We start from the raw sequence: 24,986 nt of genomic DNA, 5'->3' as shown, positions 1-24,986 counted from the left end.
GCCTTTCACGCTTGCTGTCCTCCACGGGGACCGTTCAGGCCTTCAGCGGCTCTCCAGCCGCAGCCGGACCTCCAGCTCCTGGTCCCCGGCGGCCGTGCCGACGACGCTCACGGCGAAGGCGCCGCCGAGGTGGTCACGCAGCCGGTCGACCGCCCAGTAGCCGCCCTGGGCGTCCACCGTGACCGGTGCGGAGAGGCGGGCGGGGGCGGTCGTGGGCCGGGGTTCGGACACGTCGACGGTGGTGACCCAGGCGGTCGGGCGGTGCCCCTGGGTCTCTCCGGGGGTCTCGCCCGCCCGCCGGTCGCACGCGAAGGCGTCGGCGAGGACGTCGAAGACGGTCCGGACGTCCAGGGCTTCGCCCCGGCTGAGCGAGACCACCACCTCCCGGCCCGCCGGGTGATCCGCGCCGCTCTGCTCGGGTGTGCTGTTCACCGTGGTTCCTTTCGCTGGGGTGCCGGCCTTCGGGGACCCACTCCAGGCTGACCCCGCATCCGTCCGACGGCGACACGGGAGGGCGGCTTCGCCACGAAACGCTTTTCCGATGAGATACCCATAAAACATGAATTGCTACGAATAGCGGACTGACCCTGGCCCCGCGGGGTATGCGGACTGTATGGACGTTCTGAACGGAGTAGAACTTTCGGCCCCGGCCACCCTCGCCGACGGCGCGGGGGCCCTCGGGATCCTCATGGGCGTCGCGGCCCTGGCCGTCGTGGGCATGCTGATCGGCGGCTTCATCCTCGGAAAGCGCAAGCGTGACGCCGAGCCGCCGCCGCCCCACCCGCATGAGCAGCCGCAGAAGCCGGACCACCGCACCCACATCGACCAGCACGACACACACTCCTCCGACCGGTTCCCCGAGGACGGCCACGCCCTGTCTCCGTACGAGCTCAAGGACCACGGCAACGGGCCTCTGCCCCCCGACACCGAGCCCCCGCGCAGCTGATCGGCCCCCTTCCCCCCCGGGGGCGGTGCGCCGGCCCCCGCTGGCCAGGAGATCGTGATGGCCGGCACGCCTGCCGGCCGACGCACCCGCTTCACCGTCCTCGTCCCGCCGGCGGCCAATCCGGTGATCGCCGCCGCCAGGACCGTGGGCGGTCCGGTCTCCGGATCGCCCGCATGGGGCTGCGTCCGGCCACCGGTGGCCCTCCAGGCCGACCACGTCTTCCTCGACATCACGAACGCGCCGCCGAGCACCGGACTGTGAGGGCGTGGCCGCGTTGCGGGACCGGGCGGGCCGTTCGAGGCTGGTTGCTGGACCGCGGCGGCGGAACAGGGGCCGCCGCCCGAAGAAGGCAGTGGACATGACCGGAAGCGATCCTCGTACGGCCCCGTCGGCGGCGCCGCTGACCGGACCGGCCGCGCCGTGCTGGGTCAACCTGATGACCCGGGACCTGGGGGCCGCCCAACGGTTCTACGCCGAGGTGCTGGGCTGGTCGTTCCGGCCAGGGCGGCTCGGCGCGGAGTTCTCCGTGGCGCGCCGCGGGGAGGTGCCGGTCGCCGGTGTCGTCGCCGTCTCGTCCGCGTATCAGGTCGCGGTGGCCTGGATGCCGTACTTCGCGGTGTCCGACGCGGATGTGGCCGCCGCCCGGGTCCGTGAACGCAGCGGGACGGTGGCGGTGGGGCCGCTGACGATCGCCACGGGGCGCGGGGTGCTGGCGTCGGACCGGGACGGGGCGGCCTTCGGCCTGTGGGAGCGCGCCGGGGCCGCCGCCTCGCCGCCGGCCCCGGCCGACCACGCGCACGCCTGGCTGCGGCTGCGGACCCGCAACGCCTTCGACGCGGCGATCTTCTACGGCGAGGTACTCGACTGGGCGAGCGGACGGCCCGGATGCTGCGATGTCGCGTACGAGGGCGAGGAGGTCATCGTGCGCTGCGAGGGGCGGCCGCTGGCCCGGATCAGTTCCGGGGCGGTGGAGTCCGCGGCCGATCCCCTGGTGCGCCCTCACTGGCAGGTGCAGTTCCCGGTGGCGGACCTCGCGGAGACGGTCGCAGCGGCCGGCCGGCACGGTGGCAGGCTCGTCGAGGAGCGTACGGTCCTCGACGGCACGGAGGTCACGCTGCGGGATCCCGACGGCGCGCTGTTCACGGTGACCGACGTACGTACACCGGTGGGCTCGGGCACCGTCTGAGGGCTGTCCCGCAATCCCTGGCGGGCGCGCACGGCGCCAGGGATTGCGGGACAGCCCTCAGGGCTCGCGCTGCGGTTCCTCGTCGCGCGGGCCGGACCGGTCCCGGGCCAGTGCCCAGACGGGCAGGACGAACCAGCAGATCACGAACCAGAGGGCCATCGCACCGACCAGCCACAGGGCGAGGGCGTCCGCCACGGACAGGCGCAGGATCAGCAGGAGCGTCGAGCACATCGTGCAGAACAGCATCACCAGCCCGAGGACGGTCAGCCGCGAAGCCCAGATGACCGTCTGGGGCTTCATCCGGCGGCCGGTGAGCAGCCGGTGGTACGAGACGGGGCCGATGAGCGTCGCCGCTGTCCCGGACCCCAGCATGACCGTCACCACGTAGATGGTCCGGTCGGTGTCCCCCAGTTCCGTGAACCTCGACTGGAAGACCACGGCGAGCAGGAAGCCGAAGAGGATCTGCACCCCGGTCTGCGCGACACGCAGTTCCTGGAGCAGCTCGGACCACTGCCGGTCCGCCCGCTCCTCCTGGGTCTCCTGACGTCCACTGCTGGCTGTCACGCGGCCTCCCTCTCCGTTCCGTGCACCGGGGCGTGCCGTCCGCCTAAGATCGTCCGCAGGGCATCGCGCGTCGGTCACCGGCCGGGTGAGGCGTGGAGGTAGCCCGTGAGATGCCTGTTGGAGGCATTCCACCGTGTCAGTCGAGTTGAACCACACCATCATTCATTGCCGGGACAACCGGGAGTCCGCCGCGTTCCTGGCGGATCTGCTGGGCCTGGCGGTCGGAGCGGAGTGGGGTCCGTTCGTTCCGGTCGTTCTCGCGAACAGCGTCACCCTGGACTTCGCGACGATTCCCGCGGAGTCGATCACCCCGCAGCATTACGCCTTTCTGATCTCGGAGGCGGAGTTCGACACCGCGTTCGCGCGCATCCAGGAGCTGGGCATCGAGTATTCCGCCGATCCGCACGGGAAGCGCCCGGGCGAGATCAACCACAACGACGGCGGCCGGGGGGTCTACTTCCCCGATCCGAGCGGTCACGGTCTGGAGCTGATCACCCGCCCGTACGGCGGCTGATCACCACCAGGCACTCTCGGGGCCCGGCCCGCCGCACGCGGCCGGGCCCCCGTGATGCTCAGCCGGTACGGAGCAGGAGCTCGGGGCGGTCCCACAGCACGGCGGGCGGGTTGGCCCGTACCGTACCGACGGGCTCGGCTCCCACACTGCGGTAGAAGCCCTCGGCGGGCGGGTGGGAGACGATCCGGACGCCGCTCAGGCCGGCGCTCCTGGCCTCCTCGCGCAGATGGCCGATGAGCAGGCGGCCGATCCCGCGCCCCTGCGCCTCGTCCGCGACGAACATCAGGTCCAGCTCGGACGGGTCGAGGAGCAGGGCGTAGAAGCCGAGGACCCGGTCCGTGCCGACGTCCGCGGCGACGAAGACCCGGTGCGTCTCGATGTAGTCGGGGCCGATCCGGTAGCCCTCGACCATCGGGGCGTACGGGCCCTCGTAGGCGCGGGAGGTGCGGACCAGCCGGGTCAGCCGTGCGGCGTCGCCCGCAAGGGCCCGGCGGATCGTCGCATCAGCGGATCGTGCGGCACGAGGGGGGCGCGGCATGCCTGCTGTCATACGGTGAGTATGACGCACCGCAGCGGCGGCTTCGGGCCGGTCTTCCCTGTTCAGCCACTGATCACGAGGCCCTCACGCAGCCGCCTCAGCGCTCCTTCGGGCACCCGCAGCCCGTTGCGCACATAGCCGTCGAGGCCGCCCCAGCGCTCGTCCATGGCGTCGAGCGCCGCCTCCAGGTAGCGGGGACGGACCTCGATGATCGCCGCCGCCGCTGCGGGGTCGCCGCCGCCGTCGAGGAACTTCTGGACGTAGGGGGCGAAGGCCCGCCGCACCGCGGGATTCACCGCGAGGAAGTCCGCCCGCACGCTCTCGCGGGACGCCCCGAGGATCATCAGCAGGACGGCCGCCGCCCAGCCGGTGCGGTCCTTGCCCGCCGTGCAGTGGAAGAGCACCGGACGTGCGCCGGGGTCGGCGGCGGTCTCCAGGAAGGCCCGGTAGGCGGCCGCGGCACCGGGCGAGAGCACCATCTTGCGGTAGGTGTCGGCGAAGAGTTCCTCGGCCCGGCCGCCCCCGAGGGTCCGCTCCGCCTCGTCCGGGTCGGCGAGCAGGGACCGCAGTCTGGCGGGCGCGACGCCCGGGTGGTCGCCGAGCACATCGGCGACGAAGAGCCTGGCCCGGTCCGGGAGCCGGTCCGGGGCCCACTGGCGTTCGTCGGCGGTGCGCAGGTCGACGACGGTCCGGATGCCGAGCGCGGCCACCGCCCGGTCGCGGGCCGGGTCGAGCTCGCTCAGCTGTCCAGAACGGAACAGGACGCCCTGCCGCACCCTGCTGTCACGGCCCAGGGTGATACCCCCCAGGTCGCGCAGATTGACAACGGTGGCGGCCGGAACGGTCCGGGCGGTCTGCACGATGAACTGCCTCTTTCCCCGATGAATTCCAGGAATTCCACATACCAGGCGGCGTCCGGACCCCGGGTCCGGCAGGAGTCCGGTCCGGCGGGAGCGTCAGTCCGACAGGAGCTTCGTCTTCTGCTGCACGAACTCCTCGTCGCTGAGCACGTCCCGCTTCCACAGGTCGGCGAGCCGCTCCAGCCGGTCGATGATGTCGTCGCCCACGGCCTCCTCCGCGTCGGTCCCGTCCGTGCCGAGGCGCTCGTGCGCGACGAACGCGCCTCCCGCCGCACGGACGGCACGGGCGACCGGGGTGGTCCACAGGTCCTCCCGGACGACGAGCGCGGCGAAATCGCCCTCGGGCACGCTGCCGCCGAGCACTTCGATGTCCTCGGGGTTCAGCTCCGGCGCCGCCCCGCCCTCCTCTGCGTCGAGCGGCACGACCCCTTCCGGGTCCAGCTCCCGCAGCCCCGCCCGGACCAGTGAGCCGTCCTCGGCCCGGCGGACGAAGGCCAGGTCCGCGGCGCGCGGGGATCCGGACGCCACGGCGTCGGCGAGGGCGGGGGCGACGGCCCCGGTGAAGCGGCTGCCGGGGAAGGCGATGACGAGGTACTCCACAGGTCCGACGGCCACGGTCGCGTCCTCTCCGTATCCCGGCGGCCTCGGGCACGCCGGGGTGGATACGGGCATTCCAGGGATTGCACAAGAAATCAGGAAACTTCGCACATAATATGCATCTACGTCCCATTTCACGCCGATGTCGAGAGCCGCCGTGTTGCCCGGAGCCCGGCCACCGCGCCGGTTACGCGACCGTACGTAAAGGATCAAGTGCATACCCGAGAGGGCAAGGTCACAGCACGTGCCCCTGCTGCTCATTCCGCGCACTGGCCTAGCATCTGAGCATGACGGTCCAGCCTGCTGACGGGCTCTCTCAGGCCGCCGCGTTCCCCGACCCCTCCCATGACCAGTGGCAACGCCTCGTCGAAGGCGTACTGCGCAAGTCGGGCAAGGAAGTCTCGGGCTCGGCCGCCGAGGAAGCGCTGTCCACCACACTGGAGGACGGGCTCATCACCCGCCCCCTCTACACCGCGCACGACAGGTCGCCGGACACCGGCTTTCCCGGCTTCGCCCCCTTCACCCGGGGCAGCAGGGCCGAGGGGAACGCGGCGGGCGGCTGGGACGTGCGCCAACGCCACACCCTCACCGACCCCGCCCGGCTGAACGAGGCGGTGCTCGGCGATCTGGAGAACGGGGTCACCTCGCTCTGGCTCACCGTGGGCGGCCCGGCGGGTGTCCCCGCAGACGCGCTGGCCCGCGCGCTGGACGGGGTCTACCTCGACCTCGCCCCCATCGCCCTGGACGCCCCGGCCGACACCGACGCCGCGGTGGGCGCGCTGCTCGCGCTGTACGAGGAGCGCGGCGTCGCCAAGGGCGAGGCGCGCGGCACGCTGGGCGTCGACCCGCTCGGCCACGAGGCGCGGACCGGCGTCGAGGGGGACCTCGCCGCCGCGGTGCGCTGGGCGCGGGTGTGCGGCGCGGAGTACCCGGGCCTGCGGGCGCTGGCCGTGGACGCGCTGCCGTACCACGAGGCGGGCGGTTCGGCCGGTGAGGAGCTGGGGCTCTCCCTGGCCACCGGCGTCGCCTATCTGCGGGCGCTGACCGAGGCCGGGATGAGCGTGGACGCGGCCTGCGGCCAGCTGGAGTTCCGTTACGCGGCCACCGCCGACCAGTTCCTGACCATCGCCAAGCTGCGCGCGGCGCGCCGGCTGTGGGCGCGGGTCGCCGAGGCCTCGGGCGCGCCCGGGGCCGGGGCCCAGCGGCAGCACGCCGTCACCTCGCCGGTGATGATGACCCGCCGCGATCCGTGGGTGAACATGCTGCGCACCACGCTGGCCACCCTGGGCGCCGGGGTCGGCGGCGCGGACTCCGTGACCGTGCTGCCGTTCGATCACGCACTGGGCCTGCCCGACGCGTTCGCGCGCAGGATCGCCCGCAACACCTCCACGATCCTCATGGAGGAGTCGCATCTGGCCCGGGTCATCGACCCGGCGGGCGGCTCCTGGTACGTGGAGCGGCTGACCGACGAGCTGGCCGCGGCCGCCTGGGCGTTCTTCCAGGAGACCGAGCGGGCGGGCGGGCTGCCCGCCGCCCTGCGCTCCGGAATGGTCGCGGAGCGGCTCGCCGCCACCTGGACGGCGCGCAGTGCGAAGCTGGCCCGCCGCAAGGAGCCGGTCACCGGGGTCAGCGAGTTCCCGATGCCCTCCGAGCGCCCGGTGGAGCGCGAGCCCGCGCCCGACCCGTACGCCGGGGCTCCGGGCGGTCTGCCCCGGGTCCGCCGGGACGAGGCGTTCGAGGCGCTGCGGGCCCGCTCCGACGCGCACCTCGCCGCGACGGGCGCCCGGCCGAAGGTGTTCATCGCCGCGCTGGGACCGGCCGCCGCGCACACCGCGCGGGTCTCCTTCGCCGTCAACCTCTTCGGGGCGGGCGGGATCGAGGCGGTGCACGATCCGGTGTCCGTGGACGCGGAGACGGCGGCCGGCGCGCTGACCGCCTCCGGGGCGGGCGTCGCGTGTCTGTGCTCGTCGGACGCGCTGTACGCCGAACAGGCGGAGCAGGTGGCCGGGGCGCTGAAGTCGGCGGGCGCGGCACAGGTGTTCCTCGCGGGACGCCCCGGCGAGTACGCCGGTGTCGACTCCTACGTCTTCGCGGGCTGCGACACGGTCGCCGTTCTCACCTCCGTACTCGACCGCATGGGAGTGGCGTGATGCCGACACCGCCCACGGACCGGACGTCCTCCGTTCCCGACTTCTCCGACGTGCCGCTCACGTCCACCGCAGCACCCGCCGGCTCGGCCGAGGAGTGGCAGGCGGCCGTGGCGAAGGCGGCGGACGGCTCCGAGGCCGCCCCGCTGTGGGAGACGCCCGAGGGCATCACGGTCAAGCCGCTCTACACCGGCGACGACCTCGAAGGCCTGGACGCGCTGCACTCGTACCCGGGCATCGCCCCGTATCTGCGCGGGCCGTACCCGACAATGTACGTCAACCAGCCCTGGACGATCCGTCAGTACGCCGGGTTCTCCACGGCCGAGGAGTCCAACGCCTTCTACCGCCGCAACCTCGCGGCCGGGCAGAAGGGCCTCTCGGTCGCCTTCGACCTGCCGACCCACCGGGGCTACGACAGCGACCACCCCCGGGTGACCGGCGATGTCGGCATGGCCGGGGTGGCGATCGACTCGATCTACGACATGCGCCAGCTGTTCGACGGCATTCCGCTGGACCGGATGTCGGTGTCGATGACGATGAACGGCGCGGTGCTCCCCGTACTGGCCCTGTACATCGTGGCCGCCGAGGAGCAGGGCGTACCGCCCGAGAAGCTGGCCGGGACCATTCAGAACGACATTCTCAAGGAGTTCATGGTCCGCAACACCTACATCTATCCGCCGACGCCCTCGATGCGGATCATCTCCGACATCTTCGCGTTCACCTCGCAGAAGATGCCGCGCTACAACTCCATCTCGATCTCCGGGTACCACATCCAGGAGGCCGGGGCGACGGCCGATCTGGAACTGGCGTACACGCTGGCCGACGGGGTGGAGTACCTGCGCGCCGGTCAGGAAGCAGGCCTGGACGTCGACGCGTTCGCCCCCCGGCTGTCGTTCTTCTGGGCGATCGGCATGAACTTCTTCATGGAGGTCGCCAAGTTGCGGGCGGCCCGGCTGCTGTGGGCGCGCCTGGTCGAGCAGTTCGACCCGAAGAACGCCAAGTCGCTCTCCCTGCGTACCCATTCGCAGACCTCGGGGTGGTCGCTGACCGCGCAGGACGTGTTCAACAATGTGACGCGTACGTGCGTGGAGGCGATGGCCGCGACGCAGGGGCACACCCAGTCGCTGCACACCAACGCACTGGACGAGGCGCTGGCGCTGCCCACCGACTTCTCGGCGCGGATCGCCCGCAACACCCAGCTCCTGCTCCAGCAGGAGTCGGGTACCTGCCGGGTCATCGACCCGTGGGGCGGCAGCGCGTACGTGGAGAAGCTGACGCGGGACCTCGCGGAGAGGGCCTGGCAGCACATCGAGGAGGTGGAGGCGGCCGGCGGGATGGCGAAGGCGATCGACGCGGGCATCCCCAAGCTCCGGGTGGAGGAGGCCGCCGCCCGTACGCAGGCGCGGATCGACTCCGGGCGGCAGCCGGTGATCGGGGTGAACAAGTACCGGGTGGAGACCGACGAGCAGATCGATGTGCTCAAGGTCGACAACTCCTCGGTGCGCACCCAGCAGATCGAGAAGCTGCGGCGGCTGCGCGAGGAGCGCGACGAGGTGGCGTGCCAGGAGGCGCTGCGGGCACTGACGGCCGCCGCCGAGCGGGCCCCGGGGCCGGGCCTGGAGGGCAATCTGCTGGCGCTGGCGGTCGACGCGGCCCGCGCGATGGCCACGGTCGGGGAGATCTCGGACGCCCTGGAGAAGGTGTACGGGCGGCACGCCGGGCAGATCCGTACGATCTCCGGTGTGTACCGCAAAGAGGCAGGGGAATCCCCTTCGGTGGACCGCACCCGCAAGCTGGTCGACGCGTTCGAGGAGGCGGAGGGGCGCCGTCCGCGCATCCTGGTCGCCAAGATGGGCCAGGACGGCCACGACCGGGGCCAGAAGGTGATCGCCACGGCCTTCGCCGACCTGGGCTTCGACGTGGACGTCGGCCCGCTGTTCCAGACGCCGGGCGAGGTGGCGCGGCAGGCCGTCGAGGCGGACGTGCACATCGTGGGCGTCTCCTCGCTGGCGGCGGGGCACCTGACCCTGGTGCCCGCGCTGCGCGAGGAGCTGGCCGCCGAGGGCCGGGAGGACATCATGATCGTGGTGGGCGGGGTGATTCCGCCGCAGGACATCGAGGCCCTGCACGCGGCGGGCGCGGCCTCGGTCTTCCCGCCGGGGACGGTGATCCCGGACGCGGCCCACGATCTGGTGACGCGGCTCGGCGCCGCGCTCGGCCACGAGCTGTGAGCCGCTGACCGGATGGCTGTGAAGATCGACATCGACGGTTATGTGCAGGGAGTGCTCGGCGGCAAGCGGGCCTTCGTGGCCCGTGCGATCACGCTCGTCGAGTCGACGCGGGCCGAACACCGGGTGCTGGCGCAGGAGTTGCTGAGCCGACTGCTGCCGCACGCGGGAGCGGCGCGGCGGATCGGGATCAGCGGGGTGCCGGGCGTGGGCAAGTCCACGTTCATCGATGCGCTCGGCACGATGCTCACGGGGCTCGGGCACCGGGTGGCGGTGCTGGCCGTGGACCCGTCCTCCAGCCGTACGGGCGGCTCCATCCTGGGCGACAAGACCCGGATGGAACGCCTCGCGGTGGACCCTGCGGCCTTCGTCCGCCCCTCCCCCACGGCGGGCACGCTGGGCGGGGTGGCGAAGGCGACCCGGGAGTCCATCGTGGTGATGGAGGCGGCGGGGTACGACGTGGTGCTCGTGGAGACGGTGGGGGTCGGGCAGTCGGAGACTGCGGTGGCCAACATGGTCGACACGTTCCTGCTGCTGACCCTGGCCCGGACCGGCGACCAGTTGCAGGGCATCAAGAAGGGCGTCCTGGAGCTGGCCGACGCCATCGCGGTGAACAAGGCCGACGGTCCGCACGAGCGCGACGCCCGCTCGGCCGCACGCGAACTGGCGGGCGCACTGCGGCTGATGCACCCGGCGGACGCGGCCTGGACGCCCCCGGTACTGACGTGCAGCGCACGCGAGTCGACGGGGCTCGACACGCTCTGGGACCGCCTGGAGCAGCACCGTACGGTCCTGGAGTCGACCGGGCGGCTGGCGGCCAAGCGCCGGGACCAGCAGGTCGACTGGACCTGGTCGATGGTCCGGGACGAGCTGCTGGAGAGCCTGCGGTCCCATCCGGCGGTGCGGAAGCTCACGCCGGAGCTGGAACAGCGGGTCAGGGAAGGCACGTTGACGGCGACGCTGGCCGCCGAGGAGATCCTTCGGGTGTTCCGGGGGGACGCGGGGACGTCCGGCTGAACCGTCCGGCGCGACGACGTGCGGGACGGCGGAGAGAGAAGCGAGGGGCCCCCGCAGGGAGGGGCCCCTCGGCGCTCTCGGGCGCCCGCGGCGGGCACGGGACGTCGCGCGTCCGGCTGTCAGACGCCGACGGCGGGCACGCGGACGGTCGGGACGGCCGGGGTGTCCCGGAGGCGCTGTTGGGCAAGGTCCGTCGTACCCCGGACAACGCGACGTTCCTGCGTCAGGTGCAGCCGCCCCCGTGCCAGGCGCCTGAGGACCGGGGCCGGTACCGCCTCCGACGCGTCACCGGGGGTCTCCTCCACGGCCGCCACGGCCCTCCGGGACGAGAGGACCGGGTACGCGCGATCGCTGCGGGGCGAATCGGCCGATCAGCGCGGGGAGTTCGTCCGGGCCCTCGACGGGCTCCGCAGGCACATCGCCAAGGTGGAGGACGGTCTCCTCCCGGCCTCCCCACCGAACCGACCGGGGATCAGCGGGACCGGTCCATAGACGCCTGGCGCACGGTCCGCTCCCGCCGCCCCGTACGCGCCCGAGGGCCGGTCCGCCCCGGACGCGTACGGTCCGGATCAGGCGCTGCCGAGCGCCTCCGAGACCAGGGCGCGCGCCTCTTCCTGGACCTGGGCGAGGTGTCCGGGCCCCTGGAAGCTCTCCGCGTACACCTTGTAGACGTCCTCGGTGCCCGAGGGGCGGGCGGCGAACCAGGCGCTGTCGGTGCAGACCTTGAGGCCGCCGATCGGCGCCCCGTTGCCGGGTGCCTCGGTGAGGACGGCGGTGACGGGTTCCCCGGCCAGGGTGTCGGCCTTGACCTGCTGCGGGGAGAGCTTCGCCAGGACCGCCTTCTCCTCGCGGGTGGCGGGCGCGTCGATGCGCGCGTACGCCGGGCTGCCGAAGCGGGCGGTGAGCTGCGCGTAGTGCTGGGAGGGGGTGGAGCCGGTGACTGCGGTGATCTCGGAGGCGAGGAGGGCGAGGAGGATGCCGTCCTTGTCCGTCGTCCAGACGCGGCCGTCGCGGCGCAGGAACGAGGCCCCTGCGGACTCCTCGCCGCCGAAGCCGAGGCTGCCGTCGTAGAGGCCGTCGACGAACCACTTGAAGCCGACCGGGACCTCCACCAGGCTGCGGCCGAGGTCGTGGGCGACCCGGTCGATCATCGAGGAGGAGACCAGGGTCTTGCCGATGCCTGTTCGGGCGGGCCAGGCGTCGCGGTGGGTGTAGAGGTAGTCGATGGCTACGGCCAGATAGTGGTTGGGGTTCATCAGACCGCCGTCGGGGGTGACGATGCCGTGGCGGTCGGCGTCCGCGTCGTTCCCGGTGGCGATGGCGTACGCGTCGCGCTGCTCGATCAGCGAGGCCATGGCGTGCGGGGACGAGCAGTCCATGCGGATCTTGCCGTCCCAGTCCAGCGTCATGAACCGCCAGGTGGGGTCGGCGAGCGGGTTGACCACGGTGAGGTCGATCCGGTGGCGTTCCGCGATGCGCCCCCAGTACGCGACGGAGGCGCCGCCGAGCGGGTCGGCGCCGATCCGGATGCCCGCCTCCCGTACAGCGTCCAGGTCCAGGACGGCGGGCAGGTCGTCGACGTACGTGCTCAGGAAGTCGTGCCGGTGCGTGGTGCCGGCGGCCAGGGCGCGGGCGTACGGAATGCGGCGGACCTCGCCGAGTCCGGCCTCGATCAGGGCGTTCGCCCGGTCCTGGATCCAGGAGGTGGCGTCCGATGCGGCCGGTCCGCCGTTGGGCGGGTTGTACTTGAAGCCGCCGTCGGCCGGCGGGTTGTGCGACGGGGTGACGACGATGCCGTCGGCCAGGTGCCCGGTGCGCCCCCGGTTGTACGTGAGGATGGCGTGCGAGACGGCGGGGGTCGGGGTGTAGCCGTCGGCGCTGTCGATGAGGGCGGTGACCCCGTTGGCGGCGAGCACCTCCAGGGCGGTGACCCGGGCCGGTTCGGACAGGGCGTGGGTGTCGGCCCCGAGGTACAGCGGCCCGTCGGTGCCCTGGCGGATGCGGTAGTCGCAGATCGCCTGGGTGGTGGCGGCGATGTGGTCGTCGTTGAACGCGGCGGCGAGCGAGGACCCGCGGTGGCCCGAGGTGCCGAAGGTCACCCGCTGGGCGGGGTCGGCAGGATCGGGGTGCAGGGCGTAGTAGGCCGTCACCAGTCGTGCCACGTCGACCAGGTCCGCGGACTGCGCCGGCTGCCCGGCCCGTTCGTGCGCCATCGGGTCTCCTCGTACGTCTTCGTCGTCGGCCGGGCCGCGGGGAGACGGGCCCGGCGCACCGGGGACGAGGATCGCCCCCGGTCCGTACCCGATTCTGTCGCCTCGGCCGCCCCGGTGCGCGACCGGTTCGCGCCTTCCTTGCGTCGCTCCCCCGGCCGGGGCGGCACCGCGCCCCGGGCCGCGGGGGACCCGGTGGCGGGGAGAGCGTGGGCACGCGTGCTCAACGGCCTTGCAGGGCCTTCAGGTTGTCGCCGAAGGTCCAGCCCCTGGAGCCGTCCCAGTTCAGGGACCAGGTCATCAGTCCCTTGAGCGCGCCGTCGTAGTGGTTCCACGCCTGGGCGACGAGGCCGGTGGACATGTGGCCGCCGCCCGCTCCGACCTGGGCGGGCAGGCCCGGGGCCTGCTTGTCGTAGGGCACCTTGATGGTGGTGCCCTGGATGACGAGCCCGGCGTCGAGGCAGTCGGTCTGGGCGATGAAGCCCTCGACCGTACCGGCGGAGTAGGAGTCGCCGGAACAGCCGTACATGCTGCCGTTGTAGTACTGCATGTTCAGCCACCACAGTCGGCCGTTGTCGGCGTACTTCTTGATGATCGGGAGGTACGCGCCCCAGATCGAGCCGTAGACGACGCTGCCGCCGGTGACGTACGCCGTCTCGGGGGCCATGGTGAGGCCGAAGCCGGGGGGCATCGCGGCGAGGACGCCGTCGATGATGCGGATCAGATTGGCCTGGGAGGCGGAGAGTTCGTTGATGTTGCCGGTGCTGATGAGGCCGGTCTCGATGTCGATGTCGATGCCGTCGAAGTTGTACTTCTTCAGGATCGGGACGATCGTCTCGACGAACCGGTCGGCCACCGTGCTGGAGCTGAGGTCGATCCCGGCCGTGGCGCCGCCGATCGACATGAGGATGGTGCTGCCGGAGGCCTTGGCCTCGCACATCTCGGCGGGGGTGGCGACCTTGACGGTGTTGTCCATGCCGTCCTCCCACAGCACGGTTCCGTCGGAGCGGATGACGGGGAATGCCGCGTTGATGACGTTGTAGCCGTGTTCGGCGATACGGGAGTCGGTGATCGGGATCCAGCCGAGCGGCGGGTGCACTCCGTTGGCCGCGCCGTCCCAGTTCTCCCAGTACCCCTGGAGCACCTTGCCGGCGGGCTTCGACTTGACCGCGCAGGTCTCGTCGGCGGCCTTCGGGGGTGCGGCCCCGACCAGCATCGGTACGACGAGTGCCGCGGCCAGTGCGGTGCCCAGCAGCCGTGATGTCCTGCCCATGACGCGTGTCCTTCCTGCCCGGGTCTGCCGCGCCGGTGCGAAGGGTTCGCACCGCCCACCCCATGTCGTGACCCTGACAAAACGTAGAATGGTCCAGACCTACGGTCAAGAGGTCTGGACCAAGTCGGGCGGCCGGGCGTCCCGCCGACGCCGTATGACGTGACGGCGGGGTGGTGAGCAGCACAGTCAACTGCCCCCACCCCGCTCGACGCCGGTCGCGGCCCCTCAGCCGCGGCCCGGACCCGGGCCCCTCAGCCCCGGTCGTACGTGTGGAACCCGCGCCCGGTCTTCCGGCCGAGCAGCCCCGCCTCCACCATGCGCTGGAGCAGCGGCGGCGGGGCGTAGAGCGGTTCCTTGAACTCCTCGTACAGCGATGCGGCGATGGAGGCCACCGTGTCCAGGCCGATCAGGTCGGCGAGCTTGAGCGGGCCCATGGGGTGGGCGCAGCCCAGCTCCATCCCGGCGTCCACGTCGGCGGCGGTGGCGAAGCCGGACTCGGCCATCCGGATCGCGGAGAGCAGGTACGGCACGAGGAGCGCGTTGACGACGAACCCGGCCCGGTCCTGGGAGCGGACCACCGTCTTGCCGAGCGCCGAGGTCGCGAACTCCTCGACGGCGGCGACCGTCGCGGCGGAGGTGTGCAGGGAGGTCACCACCTCCACCAGCGGGAGGACCGGCACCGGGTTGAAGAAGTGCAGACCGAGGACGCGGTCGGCGCGCTGGGTGGCCATGCCGAGCCGCATGACGGGGATGGCGGAGGTGTCGGTCGCCAGGATCGCTTCCGGGTCCTCGACGATCTTGTCGAGGGCGGTGAAGATCTCCGTCTTGGCGGCGGCGTTCTCGACGACGGCCTCGACGACGAGCTGACGGTCGGCCAGGTCGTCGAGGCTGCCGGTGAAGGCCAGCCTGCCGAGCGCGTCCTCGGCGGTGAGACGGTCGAGCTTGCCGCGCTGGACGGCCCGTTCCAGGGAGACCGCGACCCGCTCGCGGGCCCGGTCGGCCGCGGTGGCGTCCGCCTCGCAGACGATGGTGTCCAGACCGGCGCGGGCGCAGACCTCGGCGATCCCAGCCCCCATCCGGCCGCCGCCGACGACGCCCACCCGGGCGATGGCGGCGCTCATGCGCGCACCGCCGGACGGCCGACGAGGTGGCGGGCGTACGCCTCGGTGGTGAAGAAGGCGGGCAGCTCCTTGGCGAGGGCGGTACGTTGGAACAGGTCGCGGACCTGGTCGAGTCGGGCCCAGGGGTAGATGGCGCCGAGCGCGGCCAGCTCCTCGTCCACGAGTCCGAGCACCGTCTCGCGGTCGACGGCCCCGTGCTTGAGCCACTGCCAGATCTGGACCCGGGCGATCTCTGCGGTGGCCGCGTCCTCCATGAGCCCGTTCAGCGCGACGGCCCCTTGTCCGCGCAGCCAGGCGTCGTAGTAGCGCACGGCGACGGCGATGTTGTCGCGCACGCCCTCCGGGGTCGGGCGCCCCGCGGTGCGCCGGACGGCGACGAGCTCCTCTGCGGTGACATGGACATCGTCGCGGGTGCGTTCCAGCTGGTGCGGCCGGTCGCCGAGCACGCCGTCGAAGACGGACCGGCAGACCGGGACGAGGCCGGGGTGGGCCACCCACGATCCGTCGAAGCCGTCCTCCGCCTCGCGCTCCTTGTCGAGCCGGACCTTCGCCAGGGCCGCTTCCCGGGCCGCCGGTTCGCCGCCGGGGATCTGGGCGGCCATGCCGCCGATGGCGTGGGCGCCGCGCTTGTGGCAGGTGCGGACGAGGAGTTCGGTGTAGGCGCGCAGGAAGGGGGCGGTCATGGTGACCGCCGACCGGTCGGGCAGGACGAAGTCGGGGCGGTGCGCGAAGTTCTTGATCAGGCTGAACAGGTAGTCCCAGCGGCCCGCGTTGAGGCCCGCACTGTGTTCGCGCAGCTCGTAGAGGATCTCCTCCATCTCGAAAGCGGCGGTGACCGTCTCGATGAGGACGGTGGCGCGGATCGTGCCCCGGGGGATGTCCAGCAGGTCCTGGGCGAGCAGGAACACGTCGTTCCAGAGGCGGGCCTCGTACCGGTTCTCCAGCTTGGGGAGGTAGAAGTACGGTCCGCTGCCCGCGTCGATCTGCCGCCGGGCGCAGTGGAAGAAGTAGAGGCCGAAGTCGACGAGGGCGGCGGGGACGGGCCGTTCGTCGATGACGAGGTGCCTCTCGGTGAGGTGCCAGCCGCGCGGCCTGACCATGATGGTGGCGGGCCGGTCGGTGAGCCGGTACTCCCTGCCGTTTCCCGCGGTGAAGTCGATACGGCGGTCGATGGCGTCGATCAGGTTCAGCTGCCCCTGGACGATGTTCTCCCAGGTGGGCGAGGTGGCGTCCTCGAAGTCCGCCATCCACACCCGGGCGCCGGAGCTGAGGGCGTTCACGGCCATGGAGCGCTCGGGCGGTCCGGTGATCTCCACCCGGCGGTCGGTCAGGCCGGGGGCGGGGGGTGCGACGCGCCAGTCGGGGTCGTTGCGGATGGGCCCGGTGGCGCGGGAGAAGTCGAGCGGGGTGCCGGAGCTCAGCAGCGCGGAGCGGCGGCGGCGCTCGGTCAGCAGGTCGAAGCGGCGGGCGGCGAAGGCCGCGTCGAGGCGGCCGATGAAGTCGAGGACCTCGGGGGTGAGGACCTCCTCGTGCCGGTCCCCCGGTACGCCGAGGACCTGGACGCGGCCGGTCGTGGCAAGGGTGGTCATGCGGTTCTCCTCAGCGGGGGCGATGGCGGAAACGGACCCCGGCCGCGGGGGGGTACGGGCCCCGCGGCCGGTGGGAGCGCCGGGGCCTGTCGTCGGGGCCGGGCCGGACCCCGCGAGCCCGGCCTGACACGAACGGCAGGCTCTAGTGGAACTGCTCCTCCTCCGTGGAGCCGGTGAGCGCCGTGGTGGAGGAGGCGGGGTTGATGGCGGTGGAGACCTGGTCGAAGTAGCCGGTGCCGACCTCGCGCTGGTGCCTGACCGCGGTGAAGCCCTGCTCCTGGGCGGCGAACTCGCGCTCCTGGAGGTCGACGTAGGCGGTCATGCCCTGCTCGGCGTAGCCGCGCGCCAGGTCGAACATGGCGTGGTTGAGGGAGTGGAATCCGGCCAGGGTGATGAACTGGAAGCGGTAGCCCATCGCGCCCAGCTCGCGCTGGAACTTGGCGATCTGGTCGTCGTCGAGCGCGGCCCGCCAGTTGAAGGAGGGCGAGCAGTTGTACGCGAGCATCTGGTCCGGGTGCTCGGCGTGGATCGCCTCGGCGAACTCGCGGGCCTGGGCGAGGTCCGGGGTGCCGGTCTCGACCCAGATGAGGTCGGCGTACGGGGCGTAGGCGAGGCCGCGGGCGATGACCGGGGCCATGCCGTTCTGGACGCGGTAGAAGCCCTCGGCGGTCCGCTCCCCCGTGACGAACCGGGCGTCGCGCTCGTCGACGTCGCTGGTGAGCAGGTTGGCGGCGAGCGCGTCGGTGCGGGCCACGATCAGGGTGGGCACATCGGCGATGTCGGCGGCGAGGCGGGCCGCGTTGAGGGTGCGCACGTGCTGGGCGGTGGGGACGAGGACCTTGCCGCCGAGGTGGCCGCACTTCTTCTCGGAGGCGAGCTGGTCCTCGTAGTGGATACCGGCCGCACCGGCCTCGATCATCGCCTTGGTGAGCTCGAAGGCGTTGAGCGGTCCGCCGAAGCCGGCCTCCGCGTCGGCGACGATCGGGGCCAGGTAGTCGGTGGTGTCGCCCGCGTTCTCGGCGGTGGCGATCTGGTCGGCGCGCAGCAGGGCGTTGTTGATCCTGCGGACGACGCCCGGCACCGAGTTGGCCGGGTAGAGGCTCTGGTCGGGGTAGGTGTGACCGGCCAGGTTGGCGTCGGCGGCGACCTGCCAGCCGGAGAGGTAGACGGCCTGAAGCCCCGCCTTGACCTGCTGAACGGCCTGGCCGCCGGTCAGCGCGCCGAGCGCGTGGATGTAGTCCTGCTCGTGGAGCTGGCGCCAGAGCCGCTCGGCGCCGCGCCGGGCGAGGGTGTGCTCCTCACGGACGCTGCCGGAGAGCCGGACCACGTCCTCGGCACTGTAGGTACGCTCGATGCCCTTCCAGCGGGGGTCGCTCGCCCACCGCCGCGCCAGCTCTGCCGCCGTCGTCCGTGCCTGCGCCATGGCGTCTCTCCCGAAGTCGTGTGGGTCGACCGTGAAGTCGTACGGGTCGATCGTGTGAACAGTGCGAAGCCGAAGTCACGGAGTGACGTGACCTGTCGGTGCGGCCCACCGGACCTCCGAGGCGGAACGGTAAGCAATGCGCCCGGCCGATCGGTCCGAGATCCCGAGGAGTACGACGTCAGGGCTTGAAATCGTGCTCGGAACCCCGGTACGGGGCCGGTGCCCGGTGGGCCGCAGGAACAACTCTGACAGTGGCACTGAGTGCCATCAACGGTGGACAGATGCCAAGTTCTGCAAATCTTTCGGCGCACTTTGCCAAGGTTGCGAAGCCCACTGGCGGCATCGTGGCGGCTAGGGTTGTCGACACGTTGACGACGGCGGGAGGGGGCTCCGGGGTGAGCAAGACCTACGCGGGCGCACGGCTGCGCAGGCTGCGCGAGGAGCGCCGGCTGAGCCAGGCGGAGCTGGCCCGGATGCTGGCGATCTCGCCGAGCTATCTGAACCAGATGGAACACGACTCCCGGCCGCTGACCGTGCCGGTGCTGCTGCGGCTGACCGAGGCCTTCGGGGTGGACCCCGGCTTCTTCTCGGAGCGCGACACCACCCGCGTACTGGCGGATCTGCGGGAGGCGCTCGCCGACGAGGTGGGGGCGGCGCGGGTCTCGGCCGCCGAGCTGTCCGAGCTGGCTTCGCGGCTGCCGGGCGTCGCGTCCGTGCTGCTGGACCTGGGCCGCCGCAACCAGGCGCTGGCCGGGCGGCTCGCGGAGGCCGCCGAGCTGCGGGGCGGCGGCGGGCCGGACCTGCCGCGCTCCCCTCACGAGGAGATCCGGGAGTTCTTCTACCGGCGGCAGAACTACCTCCACGACGCGGACCTGGCGGCGGAGGAGCTGGCGGCGGAGATCGGGGTCCGCCCCGGCGAGGCGGTACGGGCGCTCGCCGCCCGCCTCGCCGAACGGCACGGCATCCGGACGGCCACCGGGGCCGACGGCGACCGCCGGGGCCCGGCCCGCGAGGCGGACACGGGACGGCTGCACCACTACGACCCGGACGCCCGGGTCCTGTACCTGTCGAACCGGCTCCGGCCGGGCCAGCAGGCGTTCCGGATGGCCACCCAGCTGGCCCTCCTCGAATACGGCCGGGAGATCTCACAGCTGGCCTCCGAGGACTACGACGAGGAGTCCCCGACCTGGCCGCTCGCGCGGATCGGGGTCGCCAACTACTTCGCGGGCGCGCTGATCCTCCCGTACCGGGCGTTCCATACGGCGGCGGAGGAGGTGCGGTACGACATCGAGCGCCTCACCGACCGCTTCGGGCTCGGCTACGAGACGGTCTGCCACCGGCTGTCCACGCTCCAGCGTCCCCGGCTGCGCGGGGTCCCGTTCTCCTTCGTCCGGGTCGACCGGGCCGGGAACATGTCGAAGCGGCAGTCCGCGACCGGGTTCCACTTCTCCCGCGCGGGCGGCACCTGCCCGCTGTGGAACGTGTACGAGGCGTTCGCCGCGCCCGGCCGCATCCACGTGCAGATCGCGGCGATGCCCGACGGACAGCGCTATCTGTGGACCGCGCGGGCGGTCACCCGGCACCGGGGCGGCTGGGGCGAGCCCGGCAAGACCTTCGCGATCGGGCTCGGCTGCGAGATCCGGCACGCCGGACGGCTGGTCTACTCCGACGGCCTCGACCTGGACAACGCCTCGGCCGCCACACCGATCGGGATGGGCTGCCGGATCTGCGAGCGGCTGGACTGCCCGCAGCGGGCGGTACCGCCGCTGGGGCAGCCGCTGGCCATCGACGAGAACAGCAGCACGTTCGTGCCGTACCCGGTGAAGGGGAGGCCGCCCGCGTAGGCGGACCCCCCTCAGCCAGGGCGCCGGGCGCCAGGGCACGCATGGCCCTGGCGGGGGCGGACGAGCGGCCCGACCAGGGATGATGCCCGTACAATACGACTGCCAGGGACCTCAGTTCGATACCCGAAAGGGTTGCAGTACCACTTGACATGCGATAGGCCGACCATAGCCGCGAGCCGCGAGCCGCGAGCCGCGAGCCGCGAGCCGCGAGCCGCGAGCCGCGAGCCGCGATCGAGCGGTGTGCCCGTAGCCTTTCGGGGTGGCCATGCACGCTAGCCAGCCCCTCCGCGTCCCTGTCGGGACGGACGCCGAACGGTGGAACACCTTTCAGGGTGAGAAGACCCTGGTCGTAGCGGCCCGTACGGTCACCTCGACCGTACGGGTCCTCGAATGCCTCCCCGCCCTGCTGCGCGGGGACGCCCGGGTGACGGTCGTCTTCGCCCATGACCCCACCTCCGCGTTCAACGACGGAGTGCTGGAGCTGCTGCACGACGCGGGCTGCCGGGTCATCCCCTGGGAACAGGTGGGTCACGCCGAGCCCGACCTGATCCTCACCGCCAGCGAGAACATCGAGGTTCCCGAGGGGCATTGCCCGGTCCTCGTGCTGCCGCACGGCATCGGCTTCCAGAAACAGGTACCGGACTCCCGGGGGCCACGCGACCGGCTGTCCGGGGTCGTACCGGACAGCCTCCTGGAGTCCGGGCGCGCATGGCTGGCGATCTCGCATCCGAGCCAGGAGGAGCAGTTGCTCTCCTCGCACCCCAAGGCGGCCGGGCGCACCCTGCTCGTGGGCGACCCGTGCTACGACGAACTGCTCGTCAGCGCCGAGCGGGCGGGGGCGTACCGGCGCGCGCTCGGGGTTCCGGCCGGGCACCGGCTGGTGGTGCTCAGTTCCACCTGGGGCGGCAGTTCGCTGATCGGCCGGGACCCGGGGCTGGCGGCCCGGTTGCTGGCGGCACTGCCCTACGACGAGTTCCGGGTGGCGGCGATCATTCACCCCAACGTCTGGGCGGGGCACGGTTCCTGGCAGATCCGTACCCTTCTGGCCCCGGCGCTGGAAGCCGGTCTGATGCTGGTCCCGCATGTGCATGCCTGGCGGTCGGCCCTGGTCGCGGCGGATGTCGTGGTCGGCGATCACGGTTCGGTGACCTTGTACGGGGCGGCGCTCGGCAAGCCCGTCCTGCTCGGGGCCTTCGGCAGCGAGGCGGTCGACGGCACCGCCGTGGCCGCGCTCGGGCGGGCCGCGCCCCGCCTTCACGGTCCGGGGGACCTGTACGCACAGATCACGTCCGCACTGGCCGGCCGGGACCGGTTCACCGCGGTCGCGGAGGGGGCGTTCGACCAGCCGGGACGGGCCCTGGCCCGGCTGCGTACCGCCCTCTACCACCTGCTGGACCTTCCGGAGCCGACGCACGCGCCCCCGCCCGACCGTTACCTGGGCGAGCCCGAGGAGACGGGAGCGGCGGTCACCTCCTGGCGGGTCACCACCACCGTCTCGGCGGACACCGTCACCGTACGCAGGCGGCCCGCGGCGGTGTCTCCGGGCGAGGACGAGACGGCCGGGCGCTTCGTCCACCTCGCCTGCGACGAGCGGGAGGCGGACCGGAACACGAAGGAGAACGCCTCGGCGCTGCTCCGAAGCGCTCCCGCCCCTGCCACGGCGGCGCTCCAGTGGATCGGGGACACGCTGAGCCGCTTCCCGGGGTGTCGTCTCGCGGCGGCCGCCGTGCGCGGAGGCGGGCATCTGGTGGGCCTGCGGGACGGGCGGATCGTGGAGGCGGCGATGACCGGACCGGCGGCCGGTCCGGGCCTGCCCGCCGCAGCCGTCTACGCCCTGCTGCGGGCCGCCGCTCCGCTGGCGGACGCCCAGCTGACCGTCCGCTTCGGAGCGCGCGACGAGGACGTGGCGCTCAGGCTGCGTACACCGCCGGCGGGCGGCATCTCGGCCTGAGCGCATGGCTGTCGGGCGGGTTAGTCCTGCGCCGTCCCTTCCCCCAGCCGCTCGCGGAGTTCCTCCGCCCGGGGGCTGCCCCCGGCCTCGAAGATCGCGAGCGCCCGTTCCAGGTGGTCGCGCACCCGGCGGGGGTCGCCCTCGGCGCGCTGTTCGATGTCGGCCAGCGCGACGAGTGCCTGGGCCTCGTAGTGGGTCGCCTCCTGCGCGCGGAGGACCTCGGCGGCTTCGCTCAGGGACCGGACCGCTTCCTCGGTCTCGCCCAGGCGGCCGTGTACGAGGCCGATGGCCATGCGGACCCGGGCCGCCATTCTCAGGTCCTCGCGGGCGATGAGCTGTTCGTGCGCGCCGCGCAAGGTGTCCAGCGCCTCGGCGGGGTTCCCGGCAGCGTCCTGGGCACAGCCGAGGAAGTAGGACGCTATGGCGGCTCCGCGCCCCTCGTTCGCGGCCGTGTTGAGTTCGAGGGCGCTGCGGTAGGCCTCCATGGCCCGGACCGGGTCGCGCTGGTCCCAGTACCGGCCGGAGAATTCCTGTACGGAGGCGCGGACGACCAGGTCTCCCGAGACCTCGGCGCAGGCCTGGGCCCGCTCCAGCTGGCTCCGTGCGGCCGCGTGTTCCCCGAGGTCCATCAGGGGACGGGAGAGGAGACTGCGGAGCCTCGCCTCCGCCGCGGGCGCCACGGACTCGGCGGCCGCCGCCGCACCCAGTTCGAGCGACTCCTGCCAGTCACCGAGATGCCGGTGGTGGAGGAACAGCACGGTCAGCGCCTCGGCGAGCTGCCATACCTCGGTCTGCAACGTCTCCTCGCGCGCGGCGGCCCGCAGTACGCCGAGGATGTTGCGGTGTTCGGCCTCCAGCCAGTCCACGGGGTGCGGTGCGCCCTCGGCGGCGAAGGGGTCGGGAACGCCGGCGAGCAACCGCGTGTGGTCCGCGATGCGGAGCCGGTCCTCCCGCACGGCCCGGTCGGCCAGCGCGGTCAGGGCCAGGTAGTGCAGGGTCACCCGCCGTACCAGCGCGAGCCGTTCGCCGGGGCGCTCATCCTCCGTCGCACGTTCCCGGGCGTGCAGCCGTACGAGGTCGTGGAAGCGGAGGCGTCCGTCCGCCGTCCGGTCGAGGAGGCCTGCCCGGTGGAGGGATTCCAGCGCGTCCGCGGCCGGGCCCGGGGCCAGGTCGGCCGCCACCGCGGCGACCCCGGCGTCGAAGGAGGCGCCCGGGTGCCAGCCCAGCAGGCGGTAGAGCCGGGCGGCTTCCGGAGCGAGTTCACGATAGGCGAGGTCGAAGGCAGCGGACACGGACCGTTCCTCTCCCAGGGACATTCCTGCCAGTCGGCGCGATTCCGTGGCCAGCTCAGCCACGAGCGCCGCGAGGGTCAGCCGGGTGTCGGCCGCCAGCCGGGCGGCGACCACGTGCAGCGCCACCGGCAGCCCGCCGCACAGCTGCACGAGGCGTTCCGCCGAGGCGGGGTCGGCCTCGACCGTGCCGGTTCCGCACCGGTCGGCGAGCACCTTCAGGCCACTGTCCTGGTCGAGCGGCTCCACCGGCAGCAACCGTGCCCCGTCCAGGGCGAGTTCCCCGATGAGGCTTCCGCTCGCGACGAGCAGCGCGCTGCCCCTTCCCTTCGGCATGAGGGCGGCTGCCTGGGCGGGGCCCGAGACGTTGTCCAGGAAGATCAGCAGCCGTCGGCCCGCCGACCGGGTCCGCAGCAGCCGGGTCCGGTCCTCCAGCGTCGCCGGGATGTAGGGGTCGTCGACCCCCAGGGACTTCAGACAGCGCCGTACGGCCTCGGAGATGTCGGGGGCCTTCGACTCCGTGCGCAGGGAGGCGTAGTCCACGTAGATCTGCCCGTCGGGGAACCGTTCCCGTTCGCGCTCCGCCCAGTGGGTCGCGAGGGCGGTCTTGCCGACGCCGGGCAGGCCGTACAACGCGGCGAAGCCGACGCTCGCCCCGCCGTCGGCTCCGCTCCGGGCCAGCCAGGTGTCGAGCGCGGCCAGGCCCTTGGTCCGGTTGACGAACCGTACGGCCAGTGGCGGGATCTCATCGGGTGGAACATACGTTCCGGACGGTGGCGCCTCCTGGACGTTGAACGTGATGCCGCCGTGGATCGCCCCGGCCTGGACGGTCGGCCCGTAGATGGTGCCGGACAGGTCGTTGCGCGAGGAGACCGGCTCGGACCCGCCGGGCCGCCCCGCCGTCACTCCGCGCCCGGCCGCTGCTCCGGGGGCGTCACACCGGAGCCGTTCAGCGTGAAGTGGGAGATGTTCTGTCCCTGGACCACCGGGGCGTACTGGGTGCCTCCGCTGACGGAGTTGGAGACCGACACCGTGGGGGCCGACGGCCGGAGGGGCGCCAGTTCGTCGAGCAGCGTCCGCAGCTCCTCTGCGGCCTCCGGGTTGGCGCGCAGGGCCCGGCGGAGCCTGGTCCGCCACTCCGCCTCGATGTCGGCCGCCGTCGCCTCGTCGGCGTCGGCCCGGGCCGCCGTCAGCTCGGCGCGGGACACCTCCAGCTCGGCGTCGACCGCGTCGGTGTCCTCGCCTCGGGACAGGAACCGGGCCAGCCGCCCGCGCACCTGCGTCCAGGCCTCCGTCGCCATCAGCCCCACGACGGTCGTCGCACCCGATGCCGCCAGTGTCATCAACTCGGCTTCCACCGAACCCCCTCTGCCTCGCTCCTCACACCGTACGGGCGGGTGGCCCGTCACTGGTAGCAACCGTAGAGAGCGAACAGTCCCCGCGGAAGCGGAATCGAGGGCGCGGCGCGGTGCAGTTCCGGCCAGGTCGCCCGTGGCGTACCGGCCCTGGGGAGGCCGGTGCCGCGGCGGGGCCGCGAGGCCGGTCACTGACCGGCGTAACCCGAGATCGCGTAGTGAGTACTCACTCCGCCTGCTGCCCGCGGGCCGCAGGCTCCCTCGCGGCGGTCTCTCCGCAACCGCCGGACCGCCCGGCGCGTGATGATGGGTAGGGGGCCGCGACGCGGCAGCG

The 24,986-nt window shown here is 72.6% G+C and carries 21 protein-coding genes; 9 read left to right on the top strand and 12 right to left on the bottom strand.

Translation table 11 applies throughout. From position 1 onward, the window contains the following. Positions 1-42: 42 nt before the first annotated feature. Positions 43-432 carry a hypothetical protein gene (locus ACZ5WC_RS23595; protein ID WP_468542651.1) on the bottom strand — a complete coding sequence of 130 codons (390 nt, stop codon included), beginning with the start codon at positions 430-432 and terminating at the stop codon, positions 43-45. A gap of 181 nt (positions 433-613) precedes the next feature. Here ACZ5WC_RS23595 and ACZ5WC_RS23590 point away from each other — a divergent pair, with 181 nt between their 5' ends. The 3 genes from ACZ5WC_RS23590 to ACZ5WC_RS23580 all read left to right on the top strand — a co-directional run bounded on the left by ACZ5WC_RS23590 (position 614) and on the right by ACZ5WC_RS23580 (position 2,132). Beyond that, positions 614-946, top strand: coding sequence for a DUF6479 family protein (locus ACZ5WC_RS23590; RefSeq protein WP_468542650.1), 333 nt, complete (start codon positions 614-616; stop codon positions 944-946). 57 nt (positions 947-1,003) lie between these two features. Beyond that, a complete protein-coding gene (locus tag ACZ5WC_RS23585) occupies positions 1,004-1,207 on the top strand; it encodes a hypothetical protein (RefSeq protein ID WP_468542649.1) in 204 nt (67 codons plus the stop codon). Between the two features lie 97 nt (positions 1,208-1,304). Then, positions 1,305-2,132 carry a VOC family protein gene (locus ACZ5WC_RS23580; RefSeq protein WP_468542648.1) on the top strand — a complete coding sequence of 276 codons (828 nt, stop codon included), beginning with the start codon at positions 1,305-1,307 and terminating at the stop codon, positions 2,130-2,132. A gap of 57 nt (positions 2,133-2,189) precedes the next feature. On the opposite strand, the gene ACZ5WC_RS23575 is transcribed toward ACZ5WC_RS23580, so the two are convergent. After that, positions 2,190-2,696, bottom strand: a complete 507-nt coding sequence (locus ACZ5WC_RS23575; RefSeq protein WP_468542647.1) for a DUF6328 family protein — start codon at positions 2,694-2,696, stop codon at positions 2,190-2,192. A gap of 133 nt (positions 2,697-2,829) precedes the next feature. On the opposite strand from ACZ5WC_RS23575, the gene ACZ5WC_RS23570 reads away from it, so the two are divergent. Next, entirely contained in the window at positions 2,830-3,210 is a 381-nt protein-coding gene (locus ACZ5WC_RS23570; RefSeq protein ID WP_468542646.1) for a VOC family protein, read from the top strand. Positions 3,211-3,268: 58 nt separating this feature from the next. Here ACZ5WC_RS23570 and ACZ5WC_RS23565 read toward each other — a convergent pair whose 3' ends face one another. The 3 genes from ACZ5WC_RS23565 to ACZ5WC_RS23555 form a co-directional block, all read right to left on the bottom strand. Beyond that, the gene (locus tag ACZ5WC_RS23565) at positions 3,269-3,748 is read right to left on the bottom strand and encodes a GNAT family N-acetyltransferase (RefSeq protein ID WP_468542645.1); all 480 of its coding nucleotides are present in this window, start codon (positions 3,746-3,748) and stop codon (positions 3,269-3,271) included. Positions 3,749-3,810: 62 nt separating this feature from the next. Next, positions 3,811-4,608 (bottom strand): tyrosine-protein phosphatase, encoded by a 798-nt coding sequence (locus ACZ5WC_RS23560; protein ID WP_468542644.1) that lies wholly within the window; start codon positions 4,606-4,608, stop codon positions 3,811-3,813. A gap of 96 nt (positions 4,609-4,704) precedes the next feature. Next, on the bottom strand, positions 4,705-5,223 hold the full coding sequence (locus ACZ5WC_RS23555; protein WP_468542643.1) for a DUF6325 family protein: 519 nt from the start codon (positions 5,221-5,223) through the stop codon (positions 4,705-4,707). 269 nt (positions 5,224-5,492) lie between these two features. On the opposite strand from ACZ5WC_RS23555, the gene ACZ5WC_RS23550 reads away from it, so the two are divergent. Genes ACZ5WC_RS23550 through meaB form a run of 3 tightly spaced genes read left to right on the top strand, consistent with a single transcriptional unit; the run spans position 5,493 to position 10,597 of the window. After that, a complete protein-coding gene (locus ACZ5WC_RS23550) occupies positions 5,493-7,355 on the top strand; it encodes a methylmalonyl-CoA mutase family protein (RefSeq protein ID WP_468542642.1) in 1,863 nt (620 codons plus the stop codon). Continuing rightward, positions 7,355-9,583 (top strand): methylmalonyl-CoA mutase, encoded by a 2,229-nt coding sequence (gene scpA / locus ACZ5WC_RS23545; RefSeq protein WP_468542641.1) that lies wholly within the window; start codon positions 7,355-7,357, stop codon positions 9,581-9,583. Before ACZ5WC_RS23550 ends, scpA begins: the two co-directional genes overlap by 1 nt. Before the next feature lie 12 nt (positions 9,584-9,595). Continuing rightward, entirely contained in the window at positions 9,596-10,597 is a 1,002-nt protein-coding gene (meaB, locus tag ACZ5WC_RS23540; RefSeq protein WP_468542640.1) for a methylmalonyl Co-A mutase-associated GTPase MeaB, read from the top strand. A gap of 569 nt (positions 10,598-11,166) precedes the next feature. Here the strand turns inward: meaB and pgm are convergent. From pgm to aceA, 5 genes are all read right to left on the bottom strand, one after another. Beyond that, on the bottom strand, positions 11,167-12,810 hold the full coding sequence (gene pgm, locus ACZ5WC_RS23535) for a phosphoglucomutase (alpha-D-glucose-1,6-bisphosphate-dependent) (RefSeq protein WP_468542639.1): 1,644 nt from the start codon (positions 12,808-12,810) through the stop codon (positions 11,167-11,169). A gap of 220 nt (positions 12,811-13,030) precedes the next feature. Continuing rightward, positions 13,031-14,080 (bottom strand): chitinase, encoded by a 1,050-nt coding sequence (locus ACZ5WC_RS23530; RefSeq protein WP_468542638.1) that lies wholly within the window; start codon positions 14,078-14,080, stop codon positions 13,031-13,033. Between the two features lie 251 nt (positions 14,081-14,331). Next, positions 14,332-15,201 (bottom strand): 3-hydroxybutyryl-CoA dehydrogenase, encoded by an 870-nt coding sequence (locus ACZ5WC_RS23525; protein ID WP_468542637.1) that lies wholly within the window; start codon positions 15,199-15,201, stop codon positions 14,332-14,334. Continuing rightward, complete coding sequence (gene aceB, locus ACZ5WC_RS23520; RefSeq protein WP_468542636.1) at positions 15,198-16,790, bottom strand: malate synthase A; 1,593 nt, start codon at positions 16,788-16,790, stop codon at positions 15,198-15,200. The genes ACZ5WC_RS23525 and aceB overlap by 4 nt, the downstream gene beginning before the upstream one ends. 142 nt (positions 16,791-16,932) lie before the next feature. Further along, entirely contained in the window at positions 16,933-18,213 is a 1,281-nt protein-coding gene (aceA, locus tag ACZ5WC_RS23515; RefSeq protein WP_468542635.1) for an isocitrate lyase, read from the bottom strand. A 395-nt stretch (positions 18,214-18,608) separates the two neighbouring features. Here aceA and ACZ5WC_RS23510 point away from each other — a divergent pair, with 395 nt between their 5' ends. Further along, a complete protein-coding gene (locus ACZ5WC_RS23510; protein ID WP_468542634.1) occupies positions 18,609-20,057 on the top strand; it encodes a short-chain fatty acyl-CoA regulator family protein in 1,449 nt (482 codons plus the stop codon). A gap of 265 nt (positions 20,058-20,322) precedes the next feature. Further along, complete coding sequence (locus ACZ5WC_RS23505) at positions 20,323-22,008, top strand: hypothetical protein (protein WP_468542712.1); 1,686 nt, start codon at positions 20,323-20,325, stop codon at positions 22,006-22,008. Between the two features lie 20 nt (positions 22,009-22,028). Here ACZ5WC_RS23505 and ACZ5WC_RS23500 read toward each other — a convergent pair whose 3' ends face one another. Both ACZ5WC_RS23500 and ACZ5WC_RS23495 read right to left on the bottom strand, forming a co-directional pair. After that, positions 22,029-24,203 (bottom strand): tetratricopeptide repeat protein, encoded by a 2,175-nt coding sequence (locus ACZ5WC_RS23500; RefSeq protein WP_468542633.1) that lies wholly within the window; start codon positions 24,201-24,203, stop codon positions 22,029-22,031. Continuing rightward, complete coding sequence (locus tag ACZ5WC_RS23495) at positions 24,200-24,655, bottom strand: hypothetical protein (protein ID WP_468542632.1); 456 nt, start codon at positions 24,653-24,655, stop codon at positions 24,200-24,202. Before ACZ5WC_RS23495 ends, ACZ5WC_RS23500 begins: the two co-directional genes overlap by 4 nt. Between the last annotated feature and the right edge of the window lie 331 nt (positions 24,656-24,986).

The sequence above is a fragment of the Streptomyces sp. NPDC033165 genome (assembly GCF_055577965.1).
This window is presented reverse-complemented; position numbering and strand designations above follow the sequence as displayed.

What these genes read in the sequence shown, in the direction of transcription:
- ACZ5WC_RS23590 (WP_468542650.1), top strand. Translation starts at nt 614, where the DNA reads ATGGACGTTCTGAACGGAGTAGAACTTTCGGCCCCGGCCACCCTCGCC.
- ACZ5WC_RS23585 (WP_468542649.1), top strand. Translation starts at nt 1,004, where the DNA reads ATGGCCGGCACGCCTGCCGGCCGACGCACCCGCTTCACCGTCCTCGTC.
- ACZ5WC_RS23580 (WP_468542648.1), top strand. Translation starts at nt 1,305, where the DNA reads ATGACCGGAAGCGATCCTCGTACGGCCCCGTCGGCGGCGCCGCTGACC.
- ACZ5WC_RS23565 (WP_468542645.1), bottom strand. Translation starts at nt 3,748, where the DNA reads ATGCCGCGCCCCCCTCGTGCCGCACGATCCGCTGATGCGACGATCCGC.
- ACZ5WC_RS23550 (WP_468542642.1), top strand. Translation starts at nt 5,493, where the DNA reads ATGACGGTCCAGCCTGCTGACGGGCTCTCTCAGGCCGCCGCGTTCCCC.
- scpA (WP_468542641.1), top strand. Translation starts at nt 7,355, where the DNA reads ATGCCGACACCGCCCACGGACCGGACGTCCTCCGTTCCCGACTTCTCC.
- meaB (WP_468542640.1), top strand. Translation starts at nt 9,596, where the DNA reads ATGGCTGTGAAGATCGACATCGACGGTTATGTGCAGGGAGTGCTCGGC.
- pgm (WP_468542639.1), bottom strand. Translation starts at nt 12,810, where the DNA reads ATGGCGCACGAACGGGCCGGGCAGCCGGCGCAGTCCGCGGACCTGGTC.
- ACZ5WC_RS23530 (WP_468542638.1), bottom strand. Translation starts at nt 14,080, where the DNA reads ATGGGCAGGACATCACGGCTGCTGGGCACCGCACTGGCCGCGGCACTC.
- ACZ5WC_RS23525 (WP_468542637.1), bottom strand. Translation starts at nt 15,201, where the DNA reads ATGAGCGCCGCCATCGCCCGGGTGGGCGTCGTCGGCGGCGGCCGGATG.
- aceB (WP_468542636.1), bottom strand. Translation starts at nt 16,790, where the DNA reads ATGACCACCCTTGCCACGACCGGCCGCGTCCAGGTCCTCGGCGTACCG.
- aceA (WP_468542635.1), bottom strand. Translation starts at nt 18,213, where the DNA reads ATGGCGCAGGCACGGACGACGGCGGCAGAGCTGGCGCGGCGGTGGGCG.
- ACZ5WC_RS23505 (WP_468542712.1), top strand. Translation starts at nt 20,323, where the DNA reads ATGCACGCTAGCCAGCCCCTCCGCGTCCCTGTCGGGACGGACGCCGAA.